At 70.1% G+C, this 23,715-nt stretch carries 24 protein-coding genes; 15 read left to right on the top strand and 9 right to left on the bottom strand.

Annotated elements, in window-relative coordinates:
- Window positions 1-308 precede the first annotated feature (308 nt).
- Together ACFWYW_RS42265 and ACFWYW_RS42260 are read left to right on the top strand one after the other, a co-directional pair.
- On the top strand, window positions 309-2,030 hold the full coding sequence (locus ACFWYW_RS42265; protein ID WP_379610200.1) for an AMP-binding protein: 1,722 nt from the start codon (window positions 309-311) through the stop codon (window positions 2,028-2,030).
- A gap of 80 nt (window positions 2,031-2,110) precedes the next feature.
- The gene (locus ACFWYW_RS42260) at window positions 2,111-2,908 is read left to right on the top strand and encodes a type II CAAX prenyl endopeptidase Rce1 family protein (protein WP_379610199.1); all 798 of its coding nucleotides are present in this window, start codon (window positions 2,111-2,113) and stop codon (window positions 2,906-2,908) included.
- Here the strand turns inward: ACFWYW_RS42260 and ACFWYW_RS42255 are convergent.
- The 3 genes from ACFWYW_RS42255 to ACFWYW_RS42245 form a co-directional block, all read right to left on the bottom strand.
- A complete protein-coding gene (locus tag ACFWYW_RS42255) occupies window positions 2,896-3,105 on the bottom strand; it encodes a ferredoxin (protein WP_379610198.1) in 210 nt (69 codons plus the stop codon). The two genes, ACFWYW_RS42260 and ACFWYW_RS42255, sit on opposite strands and share 13 nt — an antisense overlap.
- An 81-nt stretch (window positions 3,106-3,186) precedes the next feature.
- Window positions 3,187-4,152: a hypothetical protein gene (locus ACFWYW_RS42250; RefSeq protein ID WP_379610197.1), complete on the bottom strand. Its 966-nt coding sequence runs from the start codon at window positions 4,150-4,152 to the stop codon at window positions 3,187-3,189.
- A complete protein-coding gene (locus ACFWYW_RS42245) occupies window positions 4,146-5,327 on the bottom strand; it encodes a cytochrome P450 (RefSeq protein WP_379610196.1) in 1,182 nt (393 codons plus the stop codon). Before ACFWYW_RS42245 ends, ACFWYW_RS42250 begins: the two co-directional genes overlap by 7 nt.
- Before the next feature lie 124 nt (window positions 5,328-5,451).
- On the opposite strand from ACFWYW_RS42245, the gene ACFWYW_RS42240 reads away from it, so the two are divergent.
- The 8 genes from ACFWYW_RS42240 to ACFWYW_RS42205 all read left to right on the top strand — a co-directional run bounded on the left by ACFWYW_RS42240 (window position 5,452) and on the right by ACFWYW_RS42205 (window position 12,925).
- The gene (locus ACFWYW_RS42240; protein WP_379610195.1) at window positions 5,452-6,171 is read left to right on the top strand and encodes a TetR/AcrR family transcriptional regulator; all 720 of its coding nucleotides are present in this window, start codon (window positions 5,452-5,454) and stop codon (window positions 6,169-6,171) included.
- 251 nt (window positions 6,172-6,422) lie between these two features.
- Window positions 6,423-7,604, top strand: a complete 1,182-nt coding sequence (locus ACFWYW_RS42235; RefSeq protein ID WP_379610194.1) for a lipid-transfer protein — start codon at window positions 6,423-6,425, stop codon at window positions 7,602-7,604.
- Window positions 7,601-8,005, top strand: a complete 405-nt coding sequence (locus ACFWYW_RS42230) for a MaoC family dehydratase N-terminal domain-containing protein (protein WP_379610193.1) — start codon at window positions 7,601-7,603, stop codon at window positions 8,003-8,005. Before ACFWYW_RS42235 ends, ACFWYW_RS42230 begins: the two co-directional genes overlap by 4 nt.
- Window positions 8,002-8,367, top strand: a complete 366-nt coding sequence (locus ACFWYW_RS42225; RefSeq protein WP_379610192.1) for a MaoC/PaaZ C-terminal domain-containing protein — start codon at window positions 8,002-8,004, stop codon at window positions 8,365-8,367. The genes ACFWYW_RS42230 and ACFWYW_RS42225 overlap by 4 nt, the downstream gene beginning before the upstream one ends.
- Window positions 8,364-9,149, top strand: a complete 786-nt coding sequence (locus ACFWYW_RS42220; protein ID WP_379610191.1) for an SDR family NAD(P)-dependent oxidoreductase — start codon at window positions 8,364-8,366, stop codon at window positions 9,147-9,149. Before ACFWYW_RS42225 ends, ACFWYW_RS42220 begins: the two co-directional genes overlap by 4 nt.
- A complete protein-coding gene (locus ACFWYW_RS42215) occupies window positions 9,142-10,230 on the top strand; it encodes an acyl-CoA dehydrogenase family protein (RefSeq protein WP_379610190.1) in 1,089 nt (362 codons plus the stop codon). The genes ACFWYW_RS42220 and ACFWYW_RS42215 overlap by 8 nt, the downstream gene beginning before the upstream one ends.
- A gap of 9 nt (window positions 10,231-10,239) precedes the next feature.
- Complete coding sequence (locus ACFWYW_RS42210; protein ID WP_379610189.1) at window positions 10,240-11,778, top strand: long-chain fatty acid--CoA ligase; 1,539 nt, start codon at window positions 10,240-10,242, stop codon at window positions 11,776-11,778.
- Window positions 11,779-11,791: 13 nt separating this feature from the next.
- Window positions 11,792-12,925, top strand: a complete 1,134-nt coding sequence (locus tag ACFWYW_RS42205) for a TetR/AcrR family transcriptional regulator (RefSeq protein WP_379610188.1) — start codon at window positions 11,792-11,794, stop codon at window positions 12,923-12,925.
- Between the two features lie 4 nt (window positions 12,926-12,929).
- Here ACFWYW_RS42205 and ACFWYW_RS42200 read toward each other — a convergent pair whose 3' ends face one another.
- Both ACFWYW_RS42200 and wrbA read right to left on the bottom strand, forming a co-directional pair.
- Entirely contained in the window at window positions 12,930-14,279 is a 1,350-nt protein-coding gene (locus ACFWYW_RS42200; protein WP_379610187.1) for an MFS transporter, read from the bottom strand.
- The gene (gene wrbA, locus ACFWYW_RS42195) at window positions 14,276-14,902 is read right to left on the bottom strand and encodes an NAD(P)H:quinone oxidoreductase (protein WP_379610186.1); all 627 of its coding nucleotides are present in this window, start codon (window positions 14,900-14,902) and stop codon (window positions 14,276-14,278) included. The genes ACFWYW_RS42200 and wrbA overlap by 4 nt, the downstream gene beginning before the upstream one ends.
- A 78-nt stretch (window positions 14,903-14,980) precedes the next feature.
- On the opposite strand from wrbA, the gene ACFWYW_RS42190 reads away from it, so the two are divergent.
- Window positions 14,981-15,871: a nitroreductase/quinone reductase family protein gene (locus ACFWYW_RS42190; protein ID WP_379610185.1), complete on the top strand. Its 891-nt coding sequence runs from the start codon at window positions 14,981-14,983 to the stop codon at window positions 15,869-15,871.
- Window positions 15,872-15,883: 12 nt separating this feature from the next.
- Here ACFWYW_RS42190 and ACFWYW_RS42185 read toward each other — a convergent pair whose 3' ends face one another.
- Entirely contained in the window at window positions 15,884-16,477 is a 594-nt protein-coding gene (locus ACFWYW_RS42185) for a TetR/AcrR family transcriptional regulator (RefSeq protein WP_379610184.1), read from the bottom strand.
- A 51-nt stretch (window positions 16,478-16,528) separates the two neighbouring features.
- On the opposite strand from ACFWYW_RS42185, the gene ACFWYW_RS42180 reads away from it, so the two are divergent.
- Window positions 16,529-17,440 (top strand): alpha/beta fold hydrolase, encoded by a 912-nt coding sequence (locus ACFWYW_RS42180; RefSeq protein WP_379610183.1) that lies wholly within the window; start codon window positions 16,529-16,531, stop codon window positions 17,438-17,440.
- On the opposite strand, the gene ACFWYW_RS42175 is transcribed toward ACFWYW_RS42180, so the two are convergent.
- Window positions 17,437-18,141, bottom strand: a complete 705-nt coding sequence (locus tag ACFWYW_RS42175) for a TetR family transcriptional regulator (RefSeq protein ID WP_379610182.1) — start codon at window positions 18,139-18,141, stop codon at window positions 17,437-17,439. The two genes, ACFWYW_RS42180 and ACFWYW_RS42175, sit on opposite strands and share 4 nt — an antisense overlap.
- A 110-nt stretch (window positions 18,142-18,251) precedes the next feature.
- Here ACFWYW_RS42175 and ACFWYW_RS42170 point away from each other — a divergent pair, with 110 nt between their 5' ends.
- The 3 genes from ACFWYW_RS42170 (at window position 18,252) to ACFWYW_RS42160 (ending at window position 21,178) form a co-directional block, all read left to right on the top strand.
- On the top strand, window positions 18,252-18,689 hold the full coding sequence (locus ACFWYW_RS42170) for a pyridoxamine 5'-phosphate oxidase family protein (protein ID WP_379610181.1): 438 nt from the start codon (window positions 18,252-18,254) through the stop codon (window positions 18,687-18,689).
- Between the two features lie 26 nt (window positions 18,690-18,715).
- A complete protein-coding gene (locus tag ACFWYW_RS42165) occupies window positions 18,716-19,957 on the top strand; it encodes an SGNH/GDSL hydrolase family protein (protein ID WP_379610180.1) in 1,242 nt (413 codons plus the stop codon).
- A gap of 186 nt (window positions 19,958-20,143) precedes the next feature.
- Window positions 20,144-21,178, top strand: coding sequence for a TerC family protein (locus ACFWYW_RS42160; RefSeq protein WP_379610179.1), 1,035 nt, complete (start codon window positions 20,144-20,146; stop codon window positions 21,176-21,178).
- A gap of 108 nt (window positions 21,179-21,286) precedes the next feature.
- Here ACFWYW_RS42160 and ACFWYW_RS42155 read toward each other — a convergent pair whose 3' ends face one another.
- On the bottom strand, window positions 21,287-22,108 hold the full coding sequence (locus ACFWYW_RS42155) for a trypsin-like peptidase domain-containing protein (protein WP_379610178.1): 822 nt from the start codon (window positions 22,106-22,108) through the stop codon (window positions 21,287-21,289).
- An 11-nt stretch (window positions 22,109-22,119) separates the two neighbouring features.
- Window positions 22,120-23,595 (bottom strand): alpha/beta fold hydrolase, encoded by a 1,476-nt coding sequence (locus tag ACFWYW_RS42150; RefSeq protein ID WP_379610177.1) that lies wholly within the window; start codon window positions 23,593-23,595, stop codon window positions 22,120-22,122.
- Window positions 23,596-23,715 lie beyond the last annotated feature (120 nt).

Genomic DNA, 23,715 nt, shown 5'->3' with positions numbered 1-23,715 from the left:
GGAACGTTGACCAGAACTCGGACACCGCCCGGACATTGCGGCGGACGGCCGATTCTTTCGGCTGCACGGCGTTGGCGACGAGAAGATTGCCGCCGCACCGGCGCACGCCACCACAGCTGTCACGTGGTAGGTCGCTGTGCCCCATTTCGTACCTCCTATCGGTGCGAATTTCGAGGCTGATTCTTAGAAATAGCGGTAATAGCGTCAATGATGAACATTTATCCCAATTGAGTGGTCTGATCATGGCGACTTGTGGTGCATATGGTGAGACGATCGCCCGGTACGCCATGCGCGGGGAGGGACCACTGTTGCCCGGGTTACTGCATGACGTCCTCGCCCGGAGGGCGGCCGCCCACCCGGCGGCGCCGGCGTTCACCGTCGACGGGGTGGGCACACTCGACTACCTGAGCTGGCATCTGGGTGCGCGGAGGGTCGCGGCGGGGCTGTCCGCCCGCGGCGCGCGGCCGGGGGAGCGGGTGGTGCTCGCCTTCGAGGACGGCGACTGGCTCCGCTTCGTCACCTGCTTCATGGGTGTGCTGGCCGCGGGCGGGGTGGCCGTTCCGGTACGCGCCCCCGTCCCCCCGGCGCACCTGTCGTCCACCGCCGCCCGGGTAGGCGCGGCCGGCCTGGTCGCCGGGGAAGAGCCCCAGGGGGTGGCGTTCGGCGGATGGGTGGCGGACGCCGCCGACCTGGCAGCCACACCGCCGTCGCCGGAGACGGCGCCTCGCGCGGAAACGGATCCGGCGGCGGTGATCCTCACCTCCGGCACCACCGGCGCGGCCAAGGCCGTGCTGAGCAGCCACAACTCCCTCACCGACGACTGGCCGCAGGACGGCGACGTCCCGGCGGCCCAGCTCAACGCCCTGTTCACCGCCGTGGCGATCGGCACGAACGCGGCGCAGTCCGTGCTCAAGAGCTGCCTGATCAACGGCGTGCACGTGGTGCTCGGCCAGCCGTTCGCGCCGGAACGGCTGGCCGCGCTGATCGACGAGCATCGGGTGAGCGCCATGAGCCTGGTGCCGACCACCGCGCGGCTCGCCGTGGCAGCGCTGCGCGCGCAGGGCCGCGCACCGGCGCGGATCCGGTCGGTGGTGTCGTCCTCGGCTCCGCTGGACCAGCCCACCGTGGACGGCCTCGCCGAGGTGTTCCCGCGAGCGCGGATCTTCAACGTGTACACGATCGCCGAGGGAGGCGCCGGACTTCAGCACCGGTGCCTGCCCGGCCGCCCGCCCGCGCTCGGCCGGCTGGGCAGGGACGCGCGCGTGGTGGACGGCACGGGCCGCGACGTGGCCCCCGGGCAGGTGGGGGAGCTCTGGCTCCGCGACACCGGCCCGGCGCTGAGCTACCTGGAGCCGGCGGGCACCGCCGAGACGGGCACGCGCTACCTGGCCGACGGCTGGATCGCGACCGGCGACCTGTGCCGGCTCGGCGACGACGCGCTGGTGTACTTCGTGGAACGAGCCGACGACGTCATCGTCTCCGGCGGGCTGAACATCGCCTCGGCGACGGTGGAGGCCGCGCTGCGCACCCATCCGGCCGTCCGGGAGGTGGCCGTGTTCGGGGTGCCGCACACCGCGCTCGGCCGGGCCGTCGCCGCGGCGGTCGTCCTGGAGCCGCCCGGCGAACCGGCGGCCGGCCTGCGCGACCACTGCGCACAACGGCTGCCGGGCAGTCACGTGCCGGTGGACATCGTGGTGCTGGACGAGCTGCCCGTCACACCCAACGGCAAGGTCCGCAAGCGGCTGCTGGCCGAGGACTACGTGCGCGCGCAGCGGACCGAGGCGACGCAGAAGCCCGAAGACGAGGTGGAAAGGACGGTCTTCGCCGCCTTCCGCGCCACCCTGGCCGCCGGGCCGATCCAGCGGGACAGCGACTTCTTCCGGCTGGGCGGCCACTCCATGCTGGCCACGCGGCTCGCCGCCGAACTCGAACGCCGCACCGGGCGGAGCGTCAAACCCGCGCTGGTCCTGCGCCACCCCCGGGCCGGAGACCTGTCCGACGCCCTGCGCCGGTCATGGGGCACGCCGTGATCCGCGCCTTGCACGGCGGCCGGTAGCCGTATCAGAACGATGTCAGGTCCGTGTTAGGCCGCGGAGCCAGACTTCCCGGCATGGATACAGCAAAGCGGCCCCCGGCCGAAACGAAAGGCTTCGTCGCGAAGCTCCTCGCCGACCGTCACTCCGTCCCGTTCTCCATCGCATTGCACCTGGTGCCCGGCGCGTTCATCGTCGTCTTGTACGCGTTCGTCGCCGCCCCCCTGGTCCGGGCGATGGGTTACCCGATCTTCATGGCCTGGGCCATCGCCCTCGCGATCGTGCTCTTCCCGCTCCAGCTGTTCCTGCTGTGGCTGGGCAAGAAGCAGACCGGCCGCTTCACGATGAAGGGCGTCGTCCGAAACCACGACCGGCCGCTCTCCCGCCGCAAGGTCTTCTGGCTCGGGGCCGCGTGCCTCGTGTGGATGACCGTGGTCTCGCTCTCGCTGACCCCGCTGGACAACATCGTCTACGACTGGTTCTTCACCTGGGTGGACTACCAGGGCGCCGGCCCCGACGGCGCCGCCTACCTCCAGGGCTACTCGCCGGACCTCGTGCTCACGACGCTGCTCATCTGCGCGCCGTTCACCGGCTTCACCCTGCCGCTGATCGAGGAGTACTACTTCCGCGGCTTCCTGCTGCCCCGCCTCCCGCAGCTCGGCAAGTGGGCGCCGTTCTTCAACACCTTCTTCTTCTCCGTCTACCACTTCTGGGCGCCTTGGACGGTCCTGTCGAAGCTCGTCTTCCTCTACCCGGGCGTCTGGCTCGCCTGGAAGGAGAAGGACATCCGCGTCTCGATCGCCATGCACCCCGGCTCGGCGCTCCTGATGACCGTGGTGGGCGTCATCGCCCTGGCCTCCGGTTACACGGTGTGAGCCCGCCCTTCCTCGACGGTGATGGCGGCGGCCGGGCAGACGACGGCCGCCTCCCGGACGGCGGCCCGTTCGGCGGCGGGCGGATGGGGGTCGAGCAGGACGGCGATGCCATCGTCGTCCTGGTCGAAGACGGCGGGAGCGGACAGCACGCACATGCCGCCGCCGATGCACTTGTCCTTGTCCAGAATGATGTCCATGGCTGTTCTCACTTTCCGGGGTCGCGGTTGCGGAGCCTCTTGGCCCGCAGGGTCTTGTGGTCGTGCGCAGCGGAGATCAGGTCAGGCATGTTCCGGCCCTTCCGCGGCCACGAGCCGCGGCTCTCTCCTGGCGCCGGTGATCACGGCGGCCAGAGTGGCCAGCACGATCGCGGTGAAGACGCCCGCAGTGACCGCGTCGGGGTGGACGAGCGACTGGCCGCGCGCCGCCTGCCAGGTGACCAGCGCCGTGAGCCCGATGTAGCCGAAGGCGCCGACGCCGACCAGCCGGGCGCGTACCTTCTCGGTGCGCAGCCACGCCACCCTGGCGGCCAGCGCGCCCAGCACGAGGGTCAGGATCAGCAGGGCGTGGATGCCGTGCATGCCGATGAAGTGCGGCACGCGCATGTCGCCGCCGGTGACGCTCCAGTTGGTGAGCGGCATGCCGGTGCCGTCGGGGTCGCCGATGCCGTGGCCGATCACCATCTTGACCCTCTCGCCGTTGGCGTTGAGCACGGTGCGCTCCTTGATGCCGCCGACGAAGGCCATCCAGTACGGCACCGCCGTACCGTGGACGGCCAGGACCAGCCCGGCCCGGATCGCCGTCGTCATCGCCCGGTCGCCCACACGCTGGACGAGCACCAGGACCGCGATGATCAGGTTGGAGACGAAGACGGGCGGCACGCCGTAGATGAGGACCTGGGTGGTGAAGCTCGTGACCGGATCGGTCTCCAGGTTGAAGTGGCTGAAGGTGCCGCGGGCGGCGGCGAAGGTGATGGCGCCGACGTCGACGACCACGCAGACCGCGATCACGGTGCCCAGCCACCACCCGAAGCGCTTGGCCTTGGTCAGCAGCGTGAGCAGCCAGGCGAGCGTCACGGCGTACAGGGCGAAGGCGAAGCCGAACTTCAGGGGCTTGACCCACACCGACTCGCCCAGGAGCGTACGCCCGTCCACCACCATGCCGGCCAGCGACACGAGCATGACCACGGCGAGCAGGCCCGAGGCGATGACCAGCGGCCGGTGCGCGGCCCGCAGGAGGCTCACCATGTCACGGGAAGGCGGTGCACGCCGTAGAAGTCCTGACCGTGGCGCATGGGCACCTGGCCGGCGGGAACCGCCAGTTCGAGCGAGGGGAAGCGGGCGAGCAGCGCGGGAAAGGCCGCCCGCATCTCCACGCGGGCCAGTTGCTGGCCCAGGCACTGGTGGATGCCGTGGCCGAAGCCGAGGTGGCCGGAGGCGTCCCGGCGCAGGTCCAGCACGTGGGGGTTGGGGAAGCGCTCGGGGTCGCGGTTGGCCACCTGCACCGCGACCGTGACCGTCTCGCCGGCCTTGATCAGCTCTCCGCCCAGCTCGACGTCCTCCAGCGCGGTCCTGGCTCCGACGGCGGTGATGGTCAGGAAGCGCATCAGCTCCTCGACCGCGTTGCCGGCCAGCTCCGGCTCCGCGCGCAGCGACGCGAGCTGCTCGGGGTGCTCCAGCAGGACGAACATGCCCAGGCCGATCATGTTCGCGGTGGTGTCGAGCCCCGCCCCCAGCAGGAAGCTGCCGACCCCGGCCAGTTCCTCGTCCGACAGGTCGCTGGTGGTCAGGTCGCTGAGCAGGTCGTCGGTGGGGTCGTCCCGCTTGGCCCGCACGAGCCCGGCGATGTACTCGCCCAGTGCCACATAGGCCGCGTACTGTTCCTCCGGGCTGGCGTCCAGCCCGCCGATCTTGGCCGCGTTGCTCAGGAACTCCTCCCGGTCGGAGAACGGTACGCCGAGCAGCTCGCAGATCACCACGGCGGGCACCGGCTTGGCGAAGGCCTCCACCAGATCGACACCGGGCCCCTGGGCCTCCATCGCGTCCAGGTACTCCTGGACGACCTGCTCGATCCGCTCGGTCAGCAGCCGCATGCGGCGCACGGTGAACTTGCCCGCCAGCAGCTTGCGGTACCGCGTGTGCTGCGGGGCGTCCATTCCGCCCAGGTCACCCGGCTGGGCGGGCGGCAGTTGCCCCGCGTCCGCCGAGGGGTAGTGCATGAGCTCGTAGCGGGAGCTGAACCGCGCGTCGCCGGCGATGAAACGGACCAGCTCGTGGCTGAGGGCGAGCCAGCCCAGGTGCCCGTCGGGGAAGGTCATCCGCCACAGCGGCTTCTCCTCGCGCAGCCGCGTGAGCTCCGTGGGTGGATCCCAGGGACGATCATCGGGTCGGGACATGGGCAGTGTCACCGGAGAGTCGGTCATGGTCCGGGCCTTTCTTCAAGGGCCTGCACGGCGTGCAGTTGATGAGCACACCGTACGCATGATGAACAGTGTACGCAAGCGCTGTACGGCGTGCAGTACAGTGGCGGGGAGCTCAGGAGGAACCATGGCGACAGGCCCGGACCAGCCACCGTCGGTGTGGACACGACCACCGAAGAAGGCGCCCACGCTCACCCGGGAGCTGATCGTCGCGACCGCGATCCGGGTGCTGGACGCCGAAGGGCTGGAGGCGCTCAGCATGCGCCGCCTCGGCGCCGAGCTGAAAACCGCCGCCACCGCCTTCTACTGGCACGTCGGCGGCAAGGACGAGCTCATCGAACTCGTCGTCGACCAGGTCTACGGCGAGATCGACATCCCCGTGCTCGATGACCCCGCCGACTGGCGCACCGCCGCCGCGGCCTGTGCCCGCAGCCTGCGCGCGGCGATCCTGCGCCATCCCTGGTTCGCTTCCCTGACCGCCGAAACCGGCCTGGCCTTCCTCGGGCCCCAGCTCATGGAGAAGACCGACCACATGATCGGCATCCTCGAAGACGCCGGCTTCACGCTGGAGGAGGCCGACCTGGCCCTGAGCACCCTCGTCTCCTGGGTCACCGGCGCGAGCATCGTCGAGGCCGCCTGGAGGAACACGCTGGCCCGCAAGCAGCTTGACGAGCAGGACTGGATGCAGCGCGTGTGGCCGCTCGCCGTACAGGCCGTCCAGCCCTACCCCCGGCTGCGCCGCCTGTACGCGACCCAGTCCGACGCGCACGGCGGCCCCAGGGAGGACGCCTTCGACTACGGCCTGCGCCGCATCCTCGCCGGCATGGAACCCACCCCCGAATCCTGAGGCGACCCACGTCGACATCGCCGCGCCGTTCCCGATGCTCGGGCCTGGATCGTTCGGCTTCGCGGGCCCCGACGACCCGCGAGCGTCGAACCTGGCCGACGCCGTCCGATCCTGCCTCGGACAAGGGGGTCGCGCCTGTCGGCCCGCCAGGTGTGGGTAAATGTTCGATAGGCGACTGGACAGCCCTCCTCTCTTGACACAGAGCCATGCATGCCAAAAAGTAAATGGTGATTAGTGTCTGGAGGAGAGCGATGCGAGTCAATGTGCTCGGTGTGGGGATGATCCCCTTCACCAAACCCGGAGCGAGCGAGCCGTACGACGTCATGGGAGAGAAGGCGGCCAGGGCCGCGCTCGCCGATGCCGGGATCGGCTACGACCAGGTCCAGCAGGCCTACGTCGGCTACGTCTACGGCGATTCCACCAGCGGGCAGGCCGCCCTCTACGGCCTGGGCCAGAGCGGCATCCCGATCATCAACGTCAACAACAACTGTTCCACCGGCTCCTCCGCGCTCTGGCTGGCCAGGCAGGCGGTGGCCGCCGGCGCGGTCGACTGCGTGCTGGCTCTCGGCTTCGAGCAGATGCGCAAGGGCGCGCTGCGAACGGTGTGGGACGACCGCCCCCAGCCGATGTCGCGCAGCGCGACCACCATGGCCGGCATCCAGGGTGCCGACGAGAAGGCGCCCTTCGCCGCCCAGTACTTCGGCGGCGCCGGCCGTACCTACGCCGAGCGCTACGGCACCCGCCCCGAGACGTTCGCGAAGATCTCCGTCAAGGCCCGCAGGCACGCCGCGCACAACCCCTACGCCGTCTTCCGCGACCCGCTCACCGAGGAGGAGGTGCTGGCCTCCCCGCACATCTACGGACCGCTGACCAGGCTTCAGTGCTGCCCGCCCACCTGCGGGGCCGCGGCGGCCGTCCTGTGCTCCGATGATTTCGCCCGGCGGCACGGACTTGCCCCGGACGTCGCGATCAGGGCGCAGGCGCTGACGACCGACACCTCCAGCACGTTCGACGAGGGCGACATGATGAAGGTCGTCGGCTACGACATGACCGCGAACGCCGCGCGCTCGGTCTACGAGAGCGCCGGCGTCGGTCCCGAGGACATCGGGGTCGTCGAGCTGCACGACTGCTTCACCGCCAACGAACTGATCACCTACGAGGCGCTGGGGCTGACCCCCGAGGGCACCGCCGAGCGGTTCGTCGTGGACGGCGACAACACCTATGGCGGGCGTGTGGTCACCAACCCCAGCGGCGGGCTGCTGTCCAAGGGACACCCCCTGGGCGCGACGGGCCTCGCGCAGTGCGCCGAGCTGGTCTGGCAACTGCGGGGACAGGCCGGCGCGCGCCAGGTCGACGGGGTACGGCTGGCGCTGCAGCACAACCTGGGCCTGGGCGGCGCCTGCGTCGTCTCGCTCTACGAGAAGGTGTCATGAGCACCGTCGAGGTCGAGCGCGGCAGGCTGCGCTTCTTCGCCAAGGCCACCGGCCAGAACGACCCGCTCTACACCGACGTCGAGACGGCCGTGAAGGCCGGGCACCCCGACCTGCCGGTGCCGCCGACGTTCCTGTTCTGCCTGGAGATGGAGTGCCGGGACGACGCCTTCGCCTTCATTTCCGAGCTGGGCATCGACCTGCGCAAGGTACTCCACGGCGAGCAGGGCTTCACCTACCACGCCATGGCCTACGCGGGCGACACGCTGACCTTCGACAGCGCACTCACCGGCGACTACACGAAAAAGGGGGGCGCGCTGCGCTTCCTGGTCAGGACCACCAAGGTGACGCGCGACGGCGAGCCGATCGCCGACCTGACGAACACGATCGTGGTGACCTCATGAGGCTCGAACTGCCGGCGATCAGCCGGACGACGCTGGCGTTGTACGCGGGCGCCTCAGGCGACCACAATCCCATGCACATCGACCTGGACGTCGCCCGCGGCGCGGGCGCGCCCGACGTCTTCGCCCACGGCATGCTCTCGATGGCCTACCTCGGACGGCTGCTGACCGCCCTGGTTCCGCAGGAGCGCATCCGCTCCTACGCGGTGCGCTTCACCGCCATCACCCCCCTGTACGGCAGGCCGGTCTGCGAGGCCACCGTGACCCGTGCCGAAGACGGGCTGACCCACCTCGACCTGACGGTAACCCTGGACGACGGCACCCTCACCCTCAAAGGCCAGGCGATCATCGAAGGAGCACTGTGAAGCTGAACGGCAAAGCCGCCATCGTCACCGGATCGGGCCGGGGCATCGGCCGCGCGATCGCGTTGAAGCTGGCCGCGGAAGGCGCGTCCGTCGTGGTCAACGACCTGGACGCCGAGCCCGCCGAGGAGACGGTGGCGGCGATCAAGGCGGCCGGTGGGGCGGCGGTCGCCTGTCCGGGCAGCGTCACCGAGCCCGGCTTCGGCGAGCGGGTGGTGGACACCTGCGCCGAGTCGTTCGGCGCCCTCGACATCATCGTCAACAACGCCGGGTACACCTGGGACAACGTCGTGCAGAAGATGACCGACGACCAGTGGGACGCCATCCTCGACGTCCATCTGAAGGCGCCGTTCCAGATTCTCCGGGCGGCGCAGCCGTACCTGAAAGCCCATCCTGTCGAGCACCACCGCAAGGTGGTGAACATCTCCTCGATCGCGGGCCTCGGCGGCAACGCCGGTCAGGCCAACTACGCGGCGGCCAAGGCGGGCGTGGTCGGCCTGACCAAGACCATGGCCAAGGAGTGGGGCCGCTACCGGGTCAACGTCAACGCGGTGGCGTTCGGCCTCATCGAGACCAGGCTGACCCAGGAGACCTCGATCGAGGTCGAGGGCCAGGAGATCAAGGTCGGGGTGAACGCGAACCTGATGGCGACGATGAAGCTGATGATCCCGCTCGGCCGCGGCGGCACGCCGGAAGAGGCGGCGGGCTCGGTGTTCCTGCTCTGCCTGCCCGAATCCGACTACGTCAGCGGGCAGGTCCTTGTCTGCGGCGGCGGTTATGAGTAGCGACCTGCTGCGCGATACGGCACGCGCGTTCCTCAAGGCCGAGGCCGTGCCGCACCTGGAACGCTGGGAGGCCCAGCACCACGTCGACCGCGACTTCTGGCGCAAGGCGGGCGAGGTCGGGCTGCTGTGCTGCTCGATCCCCGAGGAGTACGGCGGAGGCGGCGGCACCTTCGCCGACGACCTGGCGGTCCTGCAGGAGCAGGCCAGGATCGGCGACTCGGGCTGGGGCAACGCGGTGCACAGCGGCATCGTCGCGCACTACATCCTGGCCTACGGCACCGAGGAGCAGAAACGGCGCTGGCTGCCGCCCATGGCCACGGGCGAGGTCGTGGGCGCGGTGGCGATGACCGAGCCGGAGGCCGGGTCCGACCTGCGCGGCATCCGGACGAAGGCGGTGCGCGACGGCGACGACTACGTGGTCACCGGGTCCAAGACGTTCATCTCCAACGGCGGCTGCGCCGACCTGGTCATCGTGGTGGCCCAGACCGGCAACGGCATCTCCTTGATCGTCGTGGAGCACGGCTTCCGGCGCGGGCGGGTGCTCGACAAGATCGGCATGCCCGCCGCGGACACCTCCGAGCTGTTCTTCGACGAGGTCAGGGTGCCCGCGGCGAACCTGCTGGGCGTCGAGGGGCGGGGTCTCGGCCACCTCATGCAGCAGTTGCCGCAGGAACGGCTGATCATCGGTGTGGTCGCGGTGACCGTCGCCGAGCGGGCGCTGGAGGAGACCGTCGCGTACGTGAAGGAGCGGCAGGCGTTCGGCCAGCCGCTGATGGCCATGCAGAACACCCGCTTCGAGCTGGCCGAATGCGCCACCCTGACCAGGGTGGGACGGGTGTTCGCCGACTCCTGTGTCGAGCTGCACCTGCGCGGCGAGCTCGACGCCACCACCGCCTCCATGGCCAAGTGGTGGCTCACGGAGGTGGAGTGCCAGGTCGTCGACCGATGCCTGCAGCTGTTCGGGGGATACGGCTACATGCGCGAGTACCCGATCGCGCGCATGTACGCCGACGCGCGCGTCCAGAAGATCTACGGCGGCGCGAACGAGGTCATGAAGGAACTCATCGCCAGATCCCTGTAGGAGCACGACATGTACCTGACCCAAGGGCTGCATCGGGCCCTTCAGCAACGCCCCGACGGCCCTTACACCGTCTTCGGCGACAGGACCCGCACCGTGCGCGAGTCGGCGGACCGCGTCGCCAGGCTGGCGGCCGCGTTGCGCGCGCTCGGCGTCGCGGCGGGCGACCGGGTGGCGATGCTCGCGCTCAACTCCGACCGCTTCCACGAATACCTGCTGGCCACGTGGTGGATCGGCGCCGTGGTGAACCCCGTGAACATCCGCTGGGCGCCGCCGGAGATCCGCTACTCGCTGGAGGAGTCGGACTCGCGGGTGCTCCTGGTGGACGACGCGTTCGCCGCCGCGGCGCCCATGTTCGCCGACGTACTCGACGCCGTCATCCACTGCGGGGAGCGGCCCGCCCCGGACGGCATGCTCGCCTACGAGGACCTGCTTGCCGCCCACGAGCCGATCGAGGACTCGCGTACGGGCGGCGACACGCTGGCCGGGATCTTCTACACCGGCGGCACCACCGGTTTCCCCAAGGGCGTCATGCTCAGCCACGGCAACATGATCACTTCGGCGCTGGGCAGCCAGGCGGGCGGCAGCTTCACCGTCCCGGGCGGGCGGCTCCTGCACGCCGCCCCGATGTTCCACCTGGCCGCCCTGTCCGCGTGGACCGCGCAGAACCTCATCGGCGGCACCCACGTCATCATCCCCATGTTCGAGCCCGTGGCCGTCATGAAGGCGATCGCGACCCACCGGGCCGACAGCGGCGTACTGGTTCCGGCGATGATCCAGCTGGTCGTCGACCACCCCGCGCTGGACGATCACGACCTCTCCAGCTTCAAGACCATCCTGTACGGCGCCTCGCCCATCCCCGCGTCCCTGCTCACGCGGGCCATGAACGCCTTCCCCAGCGCGGGGTTCGTCCAGGCCTTCGGCATGACCGAACTGTCGCCGGTGGCCACGCTCCTCACCGCCGCCGACCACCGTGACGGGACCAAGCTGCGCTCCGGCGGCCGGGCGGCCCCGCACGCCGAGGTCCGCATCGTCGACCCCGAGGGCCGGGAGGTGCCCCGCGGTACGGTCGGCGAGGTGGTGGTGCGCGGCGGCCACGTCATGCTCGGCTACTGGGACAAACCTCAAGAGACCGCCCAGGCGCTGCGCGACGGATGGATGCACACCGGCGACGGCGCGTACATGGACGAGGACGGATACGTCTACATCGTCGACCGGCTCAAGGACATGATCGTCTCCGGGGGCGAGAACGTCTACTCCGCCGAGGTGGAGAACGCCCTCGCCCAGCACCCCTCCGTCGCCGCCTGCGCCGTGATCGGCGTGCCCGACCCCGAATGGGGCGAGCGCGTGCACGCCGTCGTGGTACTCAGAGCCGGCCGTACGGCAAGCGCCGAGGATCTCCGGGCGCACGCCAAGACCCTGATCGCCGGGTACAAGGCGCCGCGCAGCGCCGAATTCGTCGGCGAACTGCCCCTCTCCTCGGCCGGAAAGATCCTCAAGCGGGAGCTACGCCGGCCGTACTGGGAAGGCGCCGACAGGGCGGTCACCTGAGACAATCGGCGCGATGACCACGACCAGGCGGCGCCCGCGCGACCGCAAGCAGCAGATCCTCACTGCGGCTCTCGATCACTTCCACCGGTCCGGCTTCCACGCCACCGGCATGGACGAGATCGCCAAAGCCGTCGGCATCACCGCGGGCGCGCTCTACCGCCACTTCAGCGGCAAGCAGGAGCTCCTCGGCCAGGTCATCCTCGACGGGCTGGCCAGGCTCGATGCCGCACTGGCCGAGGCCACACCGGACGAGATCGTGGGCACGCTCGCCCGCTACGTGCTCGACCACCGCCAGCTCGGCGTCTTGTGGCGGCGGGAGGCCAGGCACCTTTCCGCCGCCCAGACCGTCGGGGTGCGCGAGCATCAGCGGGCGATCCACCAGCGCGTCGCCGGGCTGCTCGACCGGCCGCGGGACGAGGCGGACCTGCTGGCCTGGGCGGTGCTGAGCGCGCTGTCGAGTCCCTCGTACCACGCCGTCGAGCTGCCGAGGGCACGCTTCGAGAGCCTGATGGTGGAGATCGGGCAGGCACTGCGCCACACCTCCCGGCTGAGCCCGGCGGGGCCGGGCGAGGTGAGGCAGAACGCGGGGCTGGCCCGCACCTCGCGCAGGGAGACGCTGCTCGCCGCGGCGATCACGCTGTTCCACGAGCGCGGTTACCAGGCGGTCGGCATGGAGGACATCGGCGCGGCGGCGGGGATCGCGGGGCCCAGCGTGTACAACCACTTCGGCAGCAAGGCCGAGATCCTCATCACCGCGCTCAACCGGGCCAACGACGGGCTGCAACTGGCGCTGGCCCAGGCGCTGACATCCAGCTCCGGCCCGCGCGAGGCTCTGGAGGCGGTGCTGCGTTCCTACGTCGACAACACCCTGGCGCACAGCGAGCTGAACGCGATGCTGGTCACCGAGGTCATGCACCTGCCCGGCGAACAGCTCCGCGCCATGCGCCGGGCCCAGCACGACTACATCCTCGAATGGGTCGGCCTGCTGTCCGCCCAACGCCCCGAGCTGACCCAGGACGAGGCCAGGGTGCTCGTCCAGAGCGCGATGACCCTGGTCAACGATCTGTCCTTGAGTACCAGGGCCCGTTCCCGCGCGTACCTGGCCGGCGAGCTGACGGGGCTGTCACTCGACGTCCTGGGCGGATGAACGGTCAGCCGGGCCGGTGCCGCGGCAGCAGCAGTCCGGCCACCGCGATGGCCAGGCCGAGCCCGGCGGCCATGAGGAAGACCAGGTTGTAGCCGGCGGCCGTCGTGAGCACAGCCAGGCCGATCGCCCCGCCCACCTGACTGGCGGTCTGGGCCAGGCCGCCGATGATGCCCGCGTCTTCCTCCGGACCGTCGGCGGTCGCCACCGCCATGAGGGTGGGGAAGGTCAGCCCGATGCCGACCGCGACGAGCAGCGTGGGCCCGAGCACGCCGGTGACGTAGCCGCTGCCGGCGTGGGCCAGGGAGAGCCAGCCGAACCCGGCCAGGAAGAGGGCGCTGCCGGCCAGCACCAGAGCGCGCGGACCCGTACGTGGCAGCAGCGGCGCGGCCCATCGCGCGGTCACCATGAACATCACCGCCGCGGGTGTCTGCCCGAGCCCGGCCTGCAGCGCGCTGAAGCCGAGGACGTTCTGCTGGAACAGCGAGGTGAAGTACCACATCGCGATGGCGATTCCGCCGAACAGCAGCAGCATGCCGTTGCCGACCACGACCGCCCGGATCCTGAACAGCCGCAGGGGCATCATCGGCCGGGTGGCGAAACGCGCCTCCACCGCGGCGAAGACGACGAGCAGGAGCAGGCCCGCCGCCACCGGCCCCAGGACCAGCCAGGACGACCAGCCGTGATCGGCGCTCTCCATCACACCGTAGACGAGCGCGGCCAGCCCAGCGGTCCCGGTGACCGCGCCGGTGAGGTCGAGCGACTGCCGCCGGATTCGCGTGGTGGCCAGGGAGATCAGGGCCACGACGATCAGTAGCGCGCCGATCGGCACGTTGACGAGGAAGACCCACCGCCACGACAGGCCGGTGGTGATGGCGCCGCCCGCGAGCGCGCCGACCATCCCGCCGACACCACCGGCGGCGGACCACGCGCCGAACGCCTTGGCACGCGCGCCCGGCTCGGTGAAGGAGGTGTTGATCACGGCCAGCGTCGCCGGAGCCATCATGGCGGCTCCGGCGCCCTGTACGAGGCGGGCCGCCACCAGGACCTCAGGAGCCGTTGCCAGGCCGGCGGCCAGGCTGGAGGCGGAGAACACGAACAGCCCGGCGACCAGCGTACGGCGCGGGCCGAACAGGTCGGCGGCGCGGCCGCCCGGCAACATGAGCCCGGCGAAGGTGAGCAGGTAGCCGTTCACCACCCAGGCCAGGCCGGTGGGCGTGAAGCCGAGGTCCTCACGGACGGCGGGCAGGGCGACGTTGACGATGGACGCGTCCAGGATGACCATGAACTGGCAGGCGCACGCCAGCGACAGGATCATCCAGGTGCGGCCGGTCTGCCGTGTCGCGGTGCCGGTCACGCGGTCTGCGAGGTTGTCGCGGCCAGGGCTTCGCCGGCATCGGCGGTGCGGAGCCGGATCGTGATCTGGGCCAGCCGCCGTCCCTGGTACCTGGCCGCTTCCAGCGCCGCGGTGTCCGGGCCGTCCCCGCTCGGGCCGCTCACGAACGACGTGCCGTACGGATTGCCCCCGGCGGCGTACACGGCCGGATCGGTGTATCCGGGCGGCACGATCAGCGACCCCCAATGGTAGAAGACGTTGCCCAGCGACAAGATCGTGGCCTCGCTGCCGCCGTGCCGGTGGAACGCCGAGGTGAAGGCGGTCACCGGCTTGCCGGCCAGCTCGCCTCCGTGCCACAGCCCGACGGCTTGGTCGATGAACAGCTTGAGCTGCGCGGCCGGTGCGCCGAACCGGGTAGGCGTGCCGAACGCGAACGCGTCGGCCCACGCCAGATCCTCCACCGCGGCCTCGGCGATCGGCCCGTCCTGCCGTCCTTGGTCGACGGCGCCGTCGGGCGCCAGTTCGGCGACCCGTCGCAGCCGCACCTCGGCCCCGGCCGAGGCGGCCCCCTCGGCGACCGCCCGCGCGAGCGCGCGCACCGTGCCCGTCGCGCTGTAGTAGATGACGGCGACCTTTGCGGTCATGCCCTGCTCCTCATTGTCGGCTAGGATTAGTTATGCGCATAATAGTTATGCGGATAACTAAACTGTCAAGGAGGGCTCATGGACTTCGAGCAAGCCGACGCACTCAACCAGGCCATCCGGTTGCTGAGCCTGCGCCACCGGGCCAGAGCCGCGGCGCTGCTGGATCCGCTCGGCCTGCACCCCGGGCAGGAGGCGCTCCTGCTCGAACTCGACCGGACAGGCCCGATGATCCAGGCCCAGCTCAGCGAGGCGCTCGGTTGTGAGCCGCCCAGTGTCACGCTCATGAGCCGCAAGCTCGAAGCGGGCGGCCACATCCGCCGTACGCCCGCCCCCACCGACAAACGCGCCAGCGTGGTCGAGCTCACCGGCAGCGGCAAGGCTCTGGTCGGTCAGATCAAGCGACTCTGGGTCGCATTGGCGGAGGAGACCGTGTACGGCCTGCCCGCCGGCACGGTGGCGGGCCTACCCGGCATCCTCACCACCTTGACCGCCAACGTGGACACCAGGCGCTCCCGCCACCGGCCCGTCGATCAAGCCGGCGACTACGAGCCGAGCGCGTCGGCGTGGGTCCGCGAGCACGTCGAGCAGATCATGCGCACCGGCACGACCGACGGCGTCACGATCCGTGACCTGCCCACCGTGTTGCTGACCTACCGGGGCGCCAAGACCGGCAAGGTGCGCAAGACCCCGCTGATGCGGGTCGAGCACGACGGGCATTACGCGGCCGTCGCGTCCCTGGGTGGCGCGCCGGTCAACCCGCAGTGGTATTCCAGCCTGGTCGCCGAGCCGGACGTCTCGCTTCAGGACGGCACGGTGACCGGGCGGTACCGGGCCCGCGAGGTGTCCGGGGACGAAAAGGCCCTCTGGTGGCGCCGGGCGGTGGCCGCGTACCCGGACTATGCCGAATACCAGCGCAAGACCGACCGTCAGATCCCGGTCTTCGTCCTCGAACCGGGTGACCTCGATTGATGGGGAGTCGTTTCACATCCGGGTGAAAAGCCCGTCGAGATGAGCTCCCAGCAGGTCGGTGGCCTCCTGAGGTGTGTGCTGCCCGGCGAGTACGGCCGACTGGAGGCCGGTGACCAGTGCCAGGCAGATGGGCGCCGCCCTGCCCGGATCCACGTCTGGCCGGAGTTCGCCCGCCTGGGCGGCCTCGCGGAACTTGGCGGCGATCAGATCGTGCAGGGTTCCCGCGTGGGCGAGGCCGGTCGGAGCCAGGTGGGGCTCGGTGAGCGTGAGGGTGTAGTGGGCGGTGTAGGCGAGCACGATACGGCGGCTCTCCTCGTCGGTGGGCAGGAGGGACGTCATCGCGTCGCGGAGATGGGAACGGGGCGTGGCCGAGCCGGCGACGGCGTGGGCCATGCGGCTGCCCAACTGGGTGCCGAGGCGATGGAGGACGGCGCGCAGCAGTTCCTCCTTGGTCTGGAAGTAGTACTGCACGAGGCGCAGTGAGACGCCGGCCTCGGCGGCCACCTCCCGCATGCTGGCCGCGTGCAGGCCGCGGGTGGCGGCGATGGTGACCATCGCTTCGGCGATCTGGCGGCGGCGCTCTTCATGGCTGACCTTGCTCGACACCCATCCATGATACACATGTATCAAGAATGGTGTTCGGGGAAAGGATGAAGCATGGAGCGCATCGGTCGTTTCCGCAGCGATTCGGCGAGGCGGAAGTATCTCGCTGACTACGACGCGGAGATCCGTACCTGGCCGGAGCCGCTGGAGGCGCTCGACGTGGCCACCGGTTACGGCACCACGCGCCTGTACCGCACGGGCGCGGCGGAGGGGCTGCCGGTGGTGTTCCTGCCGGGTATGGGCGGCAATTCGCTGGGGTGGCGCTACAGCAGCGGCCCCGTCGGCGCGGCCCATCCGGTCTACCTCGTCGACCCTCTCGGGGCCGTCGGCCGCAGTGCGCAGACCCGGACCCTCGCCGGACGAAACGACATCGTGCGCTGGCTGACCGAGACGCTCGACGGGATCGGGGCGCCCGCCGTCTACCTGGTCGGCTTCTCCTATGGCGGCTGGCAGTCGCTGCTGACCGCGATCCACGCCCCGGAGCGGGTGGCGGGAATGACGCTGCTGGACCCCGCGGCCTTTCGCGTGGCCGACCTCCGGCACTACGCCTGGGCCATCGCCTGCGGCCTCGGCCTGTACCTGCCGTCGCCGCTGCGGCGCGCACTGGCCGGCATGTTGTACACCGACTCGGTGAACCGGCCAGGAGACATGCGCACCGCGGTCTTCGGCTCATACGTGTACGAGACGGCGCTACCGGCCATGGTTCCGCTCACCGACGCGGAACTCGCCGCCGTTTCCGTGCCGACGCACATCCTGTTCGGCGCGCACAGCACCATGCAGGACTCCGCGCACGAGGCCCGCCGCCTGGCCAGGGTCCTGCCGTCGGCCGAGGTGGAGCTGGTGCCGGGCACCGGGCACTCGATCGCGCTGGACGTGCCCGAGTTGTGCAATTCCAGGATCCTGCGCCACGCGGCTCGCGTCTCCACCGACCCTTCCTTCTCAAAAACTAATTCGCAAAATAGTTAGATTTCGAGACGGCGATAGACGGTGGCACGGGAGACGCCGAAGCGGGCCGCTATCTCCTCGACGGCGCGACCGTCGGCGTACAGGGAACGCGCCTGCTCCAGCTGCTCCTGGGTGAGCGCGGCGGGGCGCCCGCCGTTCCGTCCCCGGGCGCGGCCGCGCCGCCTGGGCGGGCTCGATTCGCCGAGGAGTGCCCTAGCTCCGTCGAGGATGAGGCCGCGCAGCCGCTCGGCGGGTTCGTCGCGGAAGAGCACCACGGGGTCGGCCAGCCCGGCGACCACCTGGGAGGCGCGCACCCGCTGCGCCAGGTCACCCCCGGGACCGGCCACCAGCTCGTTGGCCAGGGCGATCGCGGCGCGAAAGCGCTCGGCCACCGGAGCCTGCACCAGCAGCGTCATGTCCTTGACCAGCATGGTGAGCGTGCTGCGGTGCCGCAGGTGGACGTCGACGTAGCCCTCGATCGCCCGCCACCGCACCTCGTCCGCGCCGCCGCCCCCCGACTCGGCCTCGGCCAGCACCCGCTCCAACTCGTCCAGCAGCGGCAGCGTGACGTGGCGAAGGATCTCGTCCTTGGAGTCGAAGTGGTAGTAGAGGGCGGCCTTGGTGATGCCGACCCGGTCGGCGATGGCCTGCATGGAGGTGGCGCGGTAGCCGCGGGCGGCGAACAGATCGCTGGCTGCGTCCAGGATCCGCTGAGATGTCATGGAGTTCACCTACCCTCGGTCAGTTTGTTCGCTATATTGCTAACCAGTAGTCAGTCTAGTGCCCTGGAGATGATCCGCATGCGGGCCACAGTTGGATCGAAAAGGAACATATGAGTGAGCAGTCGGGTCCGGCCCCGCGCATCCTGACCACGCGGGAACTGGAACAACTCCTGGGGGAGCAGCAGTTCGGTGTGCTCGCCACCGTCAAGCGCGACGGCCACCCGGCCATGTCGACGGTGTTGTACCGATGGAGTGCCGCCGAACGGGTCATCCGGATCTCCACCACCGCCGGCCGCCTCAAGGCCCGCCAGGTCCGCAACGACCCGCGCGTCGCCCTGCACGTACGCGGAGACGACGTGTGGTCGTTCGCCGTCGCGGAGGGCGAGGCTCAGCTGACCGAGCAGCCGGAGGAGTTGCTGGCGTTCGCCGGCCAGGTGGATGACGCACCGGCCTTCCTGGAACAACAGGCACGCGAGCAGCGTGTGATCATCAAAATCTCCGTGTCCCGCCTGTACGGCACCGCCCTGGACGTCAACCCGGCACCGTGACACCTCACCACGAAAGGACGCCGCACGTGTTTCGCAGGCCGTTGATCGCCCTGCTGGGGGCATGGTCTCTCGTCGCCCTGCCCGCCCCGGCCACCGCCACCACTAACACCTGGACAAGGGGGTGGGCGGCCGCCGTACAACTTCCCAGCCAGAGCGAGTGGATCTCCAACTGGGCCTACGCGGGGTTCGGGAACCACTCCGTGCGCCAGGTCGTCCGCGTCGGTGCGGGTGGTTCGAGCCTGCGGCTGCGGCTGTCCAACGTGTACGGCACCGCCCCCCTCCGCCTGGCCGGCGCGAGCATCGGCAGGTCGGCGGGCGGCGCGACGGTGCGACCGGCGACCATGCGGACGGTCAGGTTCGGCGGATCCGCGTCCGTGACCATCCCCGCGGGCGGGCACATGGCGGCCGACCCGGTAGACCTACGGGTGAGAGCCGGCGAGCACGTGACCGTGACCCTGTATCTCAAGGACCGCACCGGCCCGGCGACCAACCACAACCTCGCGGTCGCCACCTCCTACCGGGCCACCGGCGACCACACGCGCAACGCCGGCGCGGCGCCGTTCGCCGAGCGGAGCACCTCCTGGTACTACCTCGCCAGCTTGGACGTCTCCGACCGCCGCCCGGCCAAGAGGGAGACGATCGTGGCCTTCGGCGACTCGATCACCGACGGCCAGGCCGCGACGACGGACGCCGACCGCCGCTACCCCGACGTCCTCGCCCAGCGGCTGAAGCGCGCGGGCCGCTCGGAGGTGGTGCTGAACAGCGGCATCGGCGGCAACCGGGTACTCAACGACTCGGCGTGCCTCGGCGAGAGCTTCCTCAACCGGTTCCGGCGCGACGCCCTCGACCACCCCCGAGTACGGACGGTGATCACGATGGGCGGCATCAACGACATCATGCACGGTGACACCGCGCCATCGACCTGCACGACGCCGAACCCGAAGGCGACCAGCGAAGCCCTGATCAACGGCTACCGGCAGCTGATCCGCACCGCCCACGCCGAGGGCGTGAAAATCATCGGCGGCACCATCCCGCCCTTCAAGGACTCCCCGCTCTTCACCGACCACGGCGAGTCGGTACGCGACGCCGTCAACGAGTGGATACGCGGCGGCGGCGAGTTCGACGGTATCGTCGACTTCGACCGCGCACTGGCCGACCCGGCCGACACCGACCGCCTCCGCCCCGCCTACGACAGCGGAGACCGCCTCCACCCGAGCGACGCCGGCTACCGGGCCATGGCCGAGGCCGTCGACCTCGCCGCCCTCTGAACCCGGGGGGTATATCGGACTACTGCATTCAGTATGTAAGATCACACCCGAAGTGGAGGGGAGTACTCCTTCGCGGCCGCGTCGTCATCACGGACCCGCCCCCGGGGCCCGGCGCGGTCGGTCCGCGACATCGCGGGCGGAGAAGACCTCCGACGGACGTGCCAACGCCAAGTCGGAGGAGCTTTCATGCCCCCACCCCTGCCCGTGCCCGCCTGGCTGTGGGCGGCCACCATCGCCACCCTGCTCGGACTGATCCTGCTCGATCTGATCATCGTCAACCGCAGACCCCACAAGGTCACGATCGCCGAGTCGGCGCGGTGGATCGCCTTCTACATCGGCTGTGCCGCCGCCTTCGGCGCAGCCGTGTGGATCTTCGGCGGCGATGACCACGCGGCTGCCTACATCACCGGCTACATCACCGAGTACACGCTGAGCGTGGACAACCTGTTCATCTTCATGCTCATCATGGCGAACTTCGCCGTGCCCGCCATCCACCAGCACCGCGTCCTGCTCATCGGGATCATGATGGCGCTGGTCATGCGGGGCGTCTTCATCGCTGTGGGCGCGCAGGCCGTACAACGTTTCAGCTGGGTGTTCTGGCTCTTCGGCGGCATTCTCATCTACACCGCGTGGAAGTTCGCCTTCGACAGCAAGGACGACGACGAGTACGACCCCAACGGCGGCGTCGTCCGCCTGGTGCGCAGGCTGTTCCCGGTCACCGACGTCTACCACGGCTCACGGATGACCATCAAGCAGGACGGCCGCCGCATGCTGACCCCGATGTTCATCGTCATCATCGCCATCGGCGGTGCGGACCTGGTCTTCGCGGTCGACTCCATCCCCGCCATCTTCGGCATCACCCAGGACGCCTACCTGGTCTTCGCCGCCAACGCGTTCGCGCTGATGGGGCTCAGGCAGTTGTACTTCCTGCTCGGCGGCCTCGTGGAGAAACTCGTCTATCTCACGTACGGCCTGGCCGTCATCCTCGCCTTCATCGGCGCGAAACTCGTGCTGCACGCGCTGCACGAGAACGAGCTGCCGTTCATCAACGGCGGCGAACACGTCACCTGGGTTCCTGAGATCAACAACTGGATATCGCTGGCCGTCATCGTCACCGTTCTCGCCGTCACGACGGTGGCGAGCCTGGTCAAGTCCAGGCGCGACGGCCGCCGGACCACCGAGCCGGCCGTACCCGAGCACGCCGACCAGCAGCGCGACTGACGAACGGGCAGGCCCGCCGACCAACAGCGGGACTGACGAACGGGCAGGCCCGCCGACCGGCGGGCCTGCCTCGAACCTGTCACCGTCGGATGAGAAGTCCGATGGTGTTCATTGTCCCGGTCTGGGCAGCAGGCAGCCGGGGCGGTTCAGGTTGATAGTGTTCCCCGGCGCGACGCACGTGGTGAGCCAGTACGTCTGGGTGCCGTAGGCGGTGGCCTTCTTCGCGGTGATGACGCCGTCGCGGTCCATCTCGCACGGGTTGTTCAGCGTGCACCTGCCGCCGTCGCGGTTGCTGGTGTTGTTGATCCCGACGACCTCGCCGCTCGCCGCGTCGAGGACCGGGGAGCCCGAGGTGCCGGGGCCGGTCTTGCAGGCCGGCGTGTAGCGCAGGACGTCCTTGGTCATGTAGCCCGACTCCAGCACACGGTACGAGAGCCGGTCGAGGGCGCACGAGTAGACCTTCTTCAGGCTGCCGGAGACCACCCGGATCTTCCTGCCCGGCTCGGGGCGCCGCGCCGAGATCGTGAGCGGGCGGACGCGGTGGTCCCGCTCCAGTTGCCGGTAGGTCGTGCCGAGCTGGTACAGCGCGATGTCGGTGCCGGTCATGGTCACATAGAGCGCTTTGGCGGCGTGCAGGGCGGCCGCGGGTTTGCCGGTGGCGTCGAGCAGCTCGAACAGGCGGTGGGACGGCTGGTCCACCAGCACCTCGTCGGGTACCGGCCACGCGCCCTCGTAGCAGTGCCCGTTCGTCAGGATGAGCGCCGGGTCGGCGGCTGTGGAGGCCGGGAGCCGTACCAGCGCTCCCGAGCAGCCGTTGACGTTGACGCTGCCGGCCAGGTCCGCGGGCTCGGCCTGCGCCGGGTGCGTCACCAGTGACAGGCCGAGAAGGGTGGCGGCGAGCGCCGCGCTGATTCGCCGAAGTGTACGCATGTCAGGTCCGTTCATTGCATGCCGGGGCAGGTGCCCCCGCTGGTGCGGCCGGTACGGAAGAAGTCGATCGCCTTCGCGGCGCAGGGCAGGCGGGTCAGCGAGCCGTGCATGCCGTCCTGGATCGTCAGCAGGGTTCCGCCGACGGCCTTCTCGGCGTCCACCGCCCAGGCGTACGGTGTGACGGATTCGCCGACGTGGCCGGACAGTTGCAGCGGGCTGCTCCCCTTGACCGGCTGCAACGGGCGTGCGGGCCACGGCCATCCCGCGCACCAGCCGCTGAACTCGATTCTGCCGCCGGCGCCCGGGAAGCGTTGCCGTCGAGACTGCGCGTCGGCCCACACCTGCTCGAAGTCGCGCCCGCCGGTTCCCTCGTTGCAGAAGATCGCGTTGTACTGGGTGGTGTTCATGCCCAAGGGCGGGTCGTCGAAGCCGTACACCTGCGCGGTGGCCGGGTCCGGCCGCGCCGAGCGGGGGATGCCGCCCTCCCGGACGGTGGCCAGATCCCTGGCGGTGGCGGCCCAGCCCTCGGCGCCCGCGCCGAGCAGCCCTCCGACCCAGTCGCCGTCCAGCCGGGTCTCCTTGCCGATCACCACCGGCTTGCGGTCGAGCCGGTCACGGAGCGCGAAGATCGTCGTGCGGACCGCGGCGGCGGTCGTCCCGAAGTGGTACTCGGCGTCGCGCCGGGCCAGCCAGGCGAGGAACCCCTCGAAGGACTTCTCGCCGACCGCGTCGGTGACGGCGTCCATGGCGGCGAGGTCCAGGACGGGCGGCATCACCGAGTCCACCCACATCCGGTCCACCCGGTCGTCGAACATCGAGCGGTAGGTCAAGCCGACGGCGGTGCCGTACGACACCCCATAGAAACTGATCTTCGGCGCGCCGAGCGCCGCACGGATCGCGTCGACGTCACGGGCGATGTTCGAGGTGGTCAGCTGCCGGACGAAGTCGGGATCCTTCGCCGTGCACCGCTTGTTGGAGGCGGCCATCCGGTTGAAGGCGGCCTTCGCCTTGGCCTTGGCGGACGCGCCGGGCGGTAGCTCGCCGGGGGAGTCCTCCGTACAATTGATCTTGTCGCTGTAGCCCACGCCTCTGGGGTCGAACCCGATCAGGTCGTGGTCGGTGTTGAGCGTGCCGAGGCCGTTGGCCGCGTACGACGCCGAGGCGGTGATGTTGGAGATGCCGGGGCCGCCGGGGCTGATCACCAGCACGCCGCGGCGCCTGCCGGGGTCGGTGGCCTTGACCCTGCTCACCGCGATCTCGATGGTACGGCCCCGCGGGTTCGTATAGTCCATCGGCACCGTCAGCATCGCGCATTCGGTCCCGGTGTCGTTCGCGACGGGCCAGTCCTTGGCCGTCGTGGCGCATCTCTTCCAGGTCAGCGGCTCCGTCGCCGCGCCCGCCGTACCGGCGACAGGCGGCAGGCCGGTCAGGGACACGGTCGCGGCCAGCGTCAGCGCGGCACGTGAGAGATGACGAGTGCTGAGCATCGTCGCACCCCCTTCGGTGGTCCAGCCCGCGCGCCCTGCGGCACGCGAGGTACGCCGTCGGGCGCACTCCGGCCATCCTGGGCACCCCATGTATCCACTCCGTGTCGGCCACCACGCGGC

Origin of the sequence: Nonomuraea sp. NPDC059023, assembly GCF_042740095.1 — a bacterium.
In the GTDB taxonomy this organism is placed as follows: Bacteria; Actinomycetota; Actinomycetes; order Streptosporangiales; family Streptosporangiaceae; genus Nonomuraea.
The sequence above is the reverse complement of the archived record's forward strand: the minus strand, read 5'-3'. Positions and strand labels throughout refer to the sequence as shown.

Coding starts and splice junctions, on each gene's coding strand:
- ACFWYW_RS42245 (WP_379610196.1), bottom strand. CDS start 5,327: ATGACCGACTCTCCGGTGACACTGCCCATGTCCCGACCCGATGATCGT.
- ACFWYW_RS42160 (WP_379610179.1), top strand. CDS start 20,144: ATGCCCCCACCCCTGCCCGTGCCCGCCTGGCTGTGGGCGGCCACCATC.
- ACFWYW_RS42240 (WP_379610195.1), top strand. CDS start 5,452: ATGGCGACAGGCCCGGACCAGCCACCGTCGGTGTGGACACGACCACCG.
- ACFWYW_RS42175 (WP_379610182.1), bottom strand. CDS start 18,141: ATGACATCTCAGCGGATCCTGGACGCAGCCAGCGATCTGTTCGCCGCC.
- ACFWYW_RS42210 (WP_379610189.1), top strand. CDS start 10,240: ATGTACCTGACCCAAGGGCTGCATCGGGCCCTTCAGCAACGCCCCGAC.
- ACFWYW_RS42150 (WP_379610177.1), bottom strand. CDS start 23,595: ATGCTCAGCACTCGTCATCTCTCACGTGCCGCGCTGACGCTGGCCGCG.
- ACFWYW_RS42205 (WP_379610188.1), top strand. CDS start 11,792: ATGACCACGACCAGGCGGCGCCCGCGCGACCGCAAGCAGCAGATCCTC.
- ACFWYW_RS42235 (WP_379610194.1), top strand. CDS start 6,423: ATGCGAGTCAATGTGCTCGGTGTGGGGATGATCCCCTTCACCAAACCC.
- ACFWYW_RS42170 (WP_379610181.1), top strand. CDS start 18,252: ATGAGTGAGCAGTCGGGTCCGGCCCCGCGCATCCTGACCACGCGGGAA.
- wrbA (WP_379610186.1), bottom strand. CDS start 14,902: ATGACCGCAAAGGTCGCCGTCATCTACTACAGCGCGACGGGCACGGTG.
- ACFWYW_RS42225 (WP_379610192.1), top strand. CDS start 8,002: ATGAGGCTCGAACTGCCGGCGATCAGCCGGACGACGCTGGCGTTGTAC.
- ACFWYW_RS42215 (WP_379610190.1), top strand. CDS start 9,142: ATGAGTAGCGACCTGCTGCGCGATACGGCACGCGCGTTCCTCAAGGCC.
- ACFWYW_RS42250 (WP_379610197.1), bottom strand. CDS start 4,152: ATGGTGAGCCTCCTGCGGGCCGCGCACCGGCCGCTGGTCATCGCCTCG.
- ACFWYW_RS42190 (WP_379610185.1), top strand. CDS start 14,981: ATGGACTTCGAGCAAGCCGACGCACTCAACCAGGCCATCCGGTTGCTG.
- ACFWYW_RS42180 (WP_379610183.1), top strand. CDS start 16,529: ATGGAGCGCATCGGTCGTTTCCGCAGCGATTCGGCGAGGCGGAAGTAT.
- ACFWYW_RS42230 (WP_379610193.1), top strand. CDS start 7,601: ATGAGCACCGTCGAGGTCGAGCGCGGCAGGCTGCGCTTCTTCGCCAAG.
- ACFWYW_RS42155 (WP_379610178.1), bottom strand. CDS start 22,108: ATGCGTACACTTCGGCGAATCAGCGCGGCGCTCGCCGCCACCCTTCTC.
- ACFWYW_RS42260 (WP_379610199.1), top strand. CDS start 2,111: ATGGATACAGCAAAGCGGCCCCCGGCCGAAACGAAAGGCTTCGTCGCG.
- ACFWYW_RS42255 (WP_379610198.1), bottom strand. CDS start 3,105: ATGGACATCATTCTGGACAAGGACAAGTGCATCGGCGGCGGCATGTGC.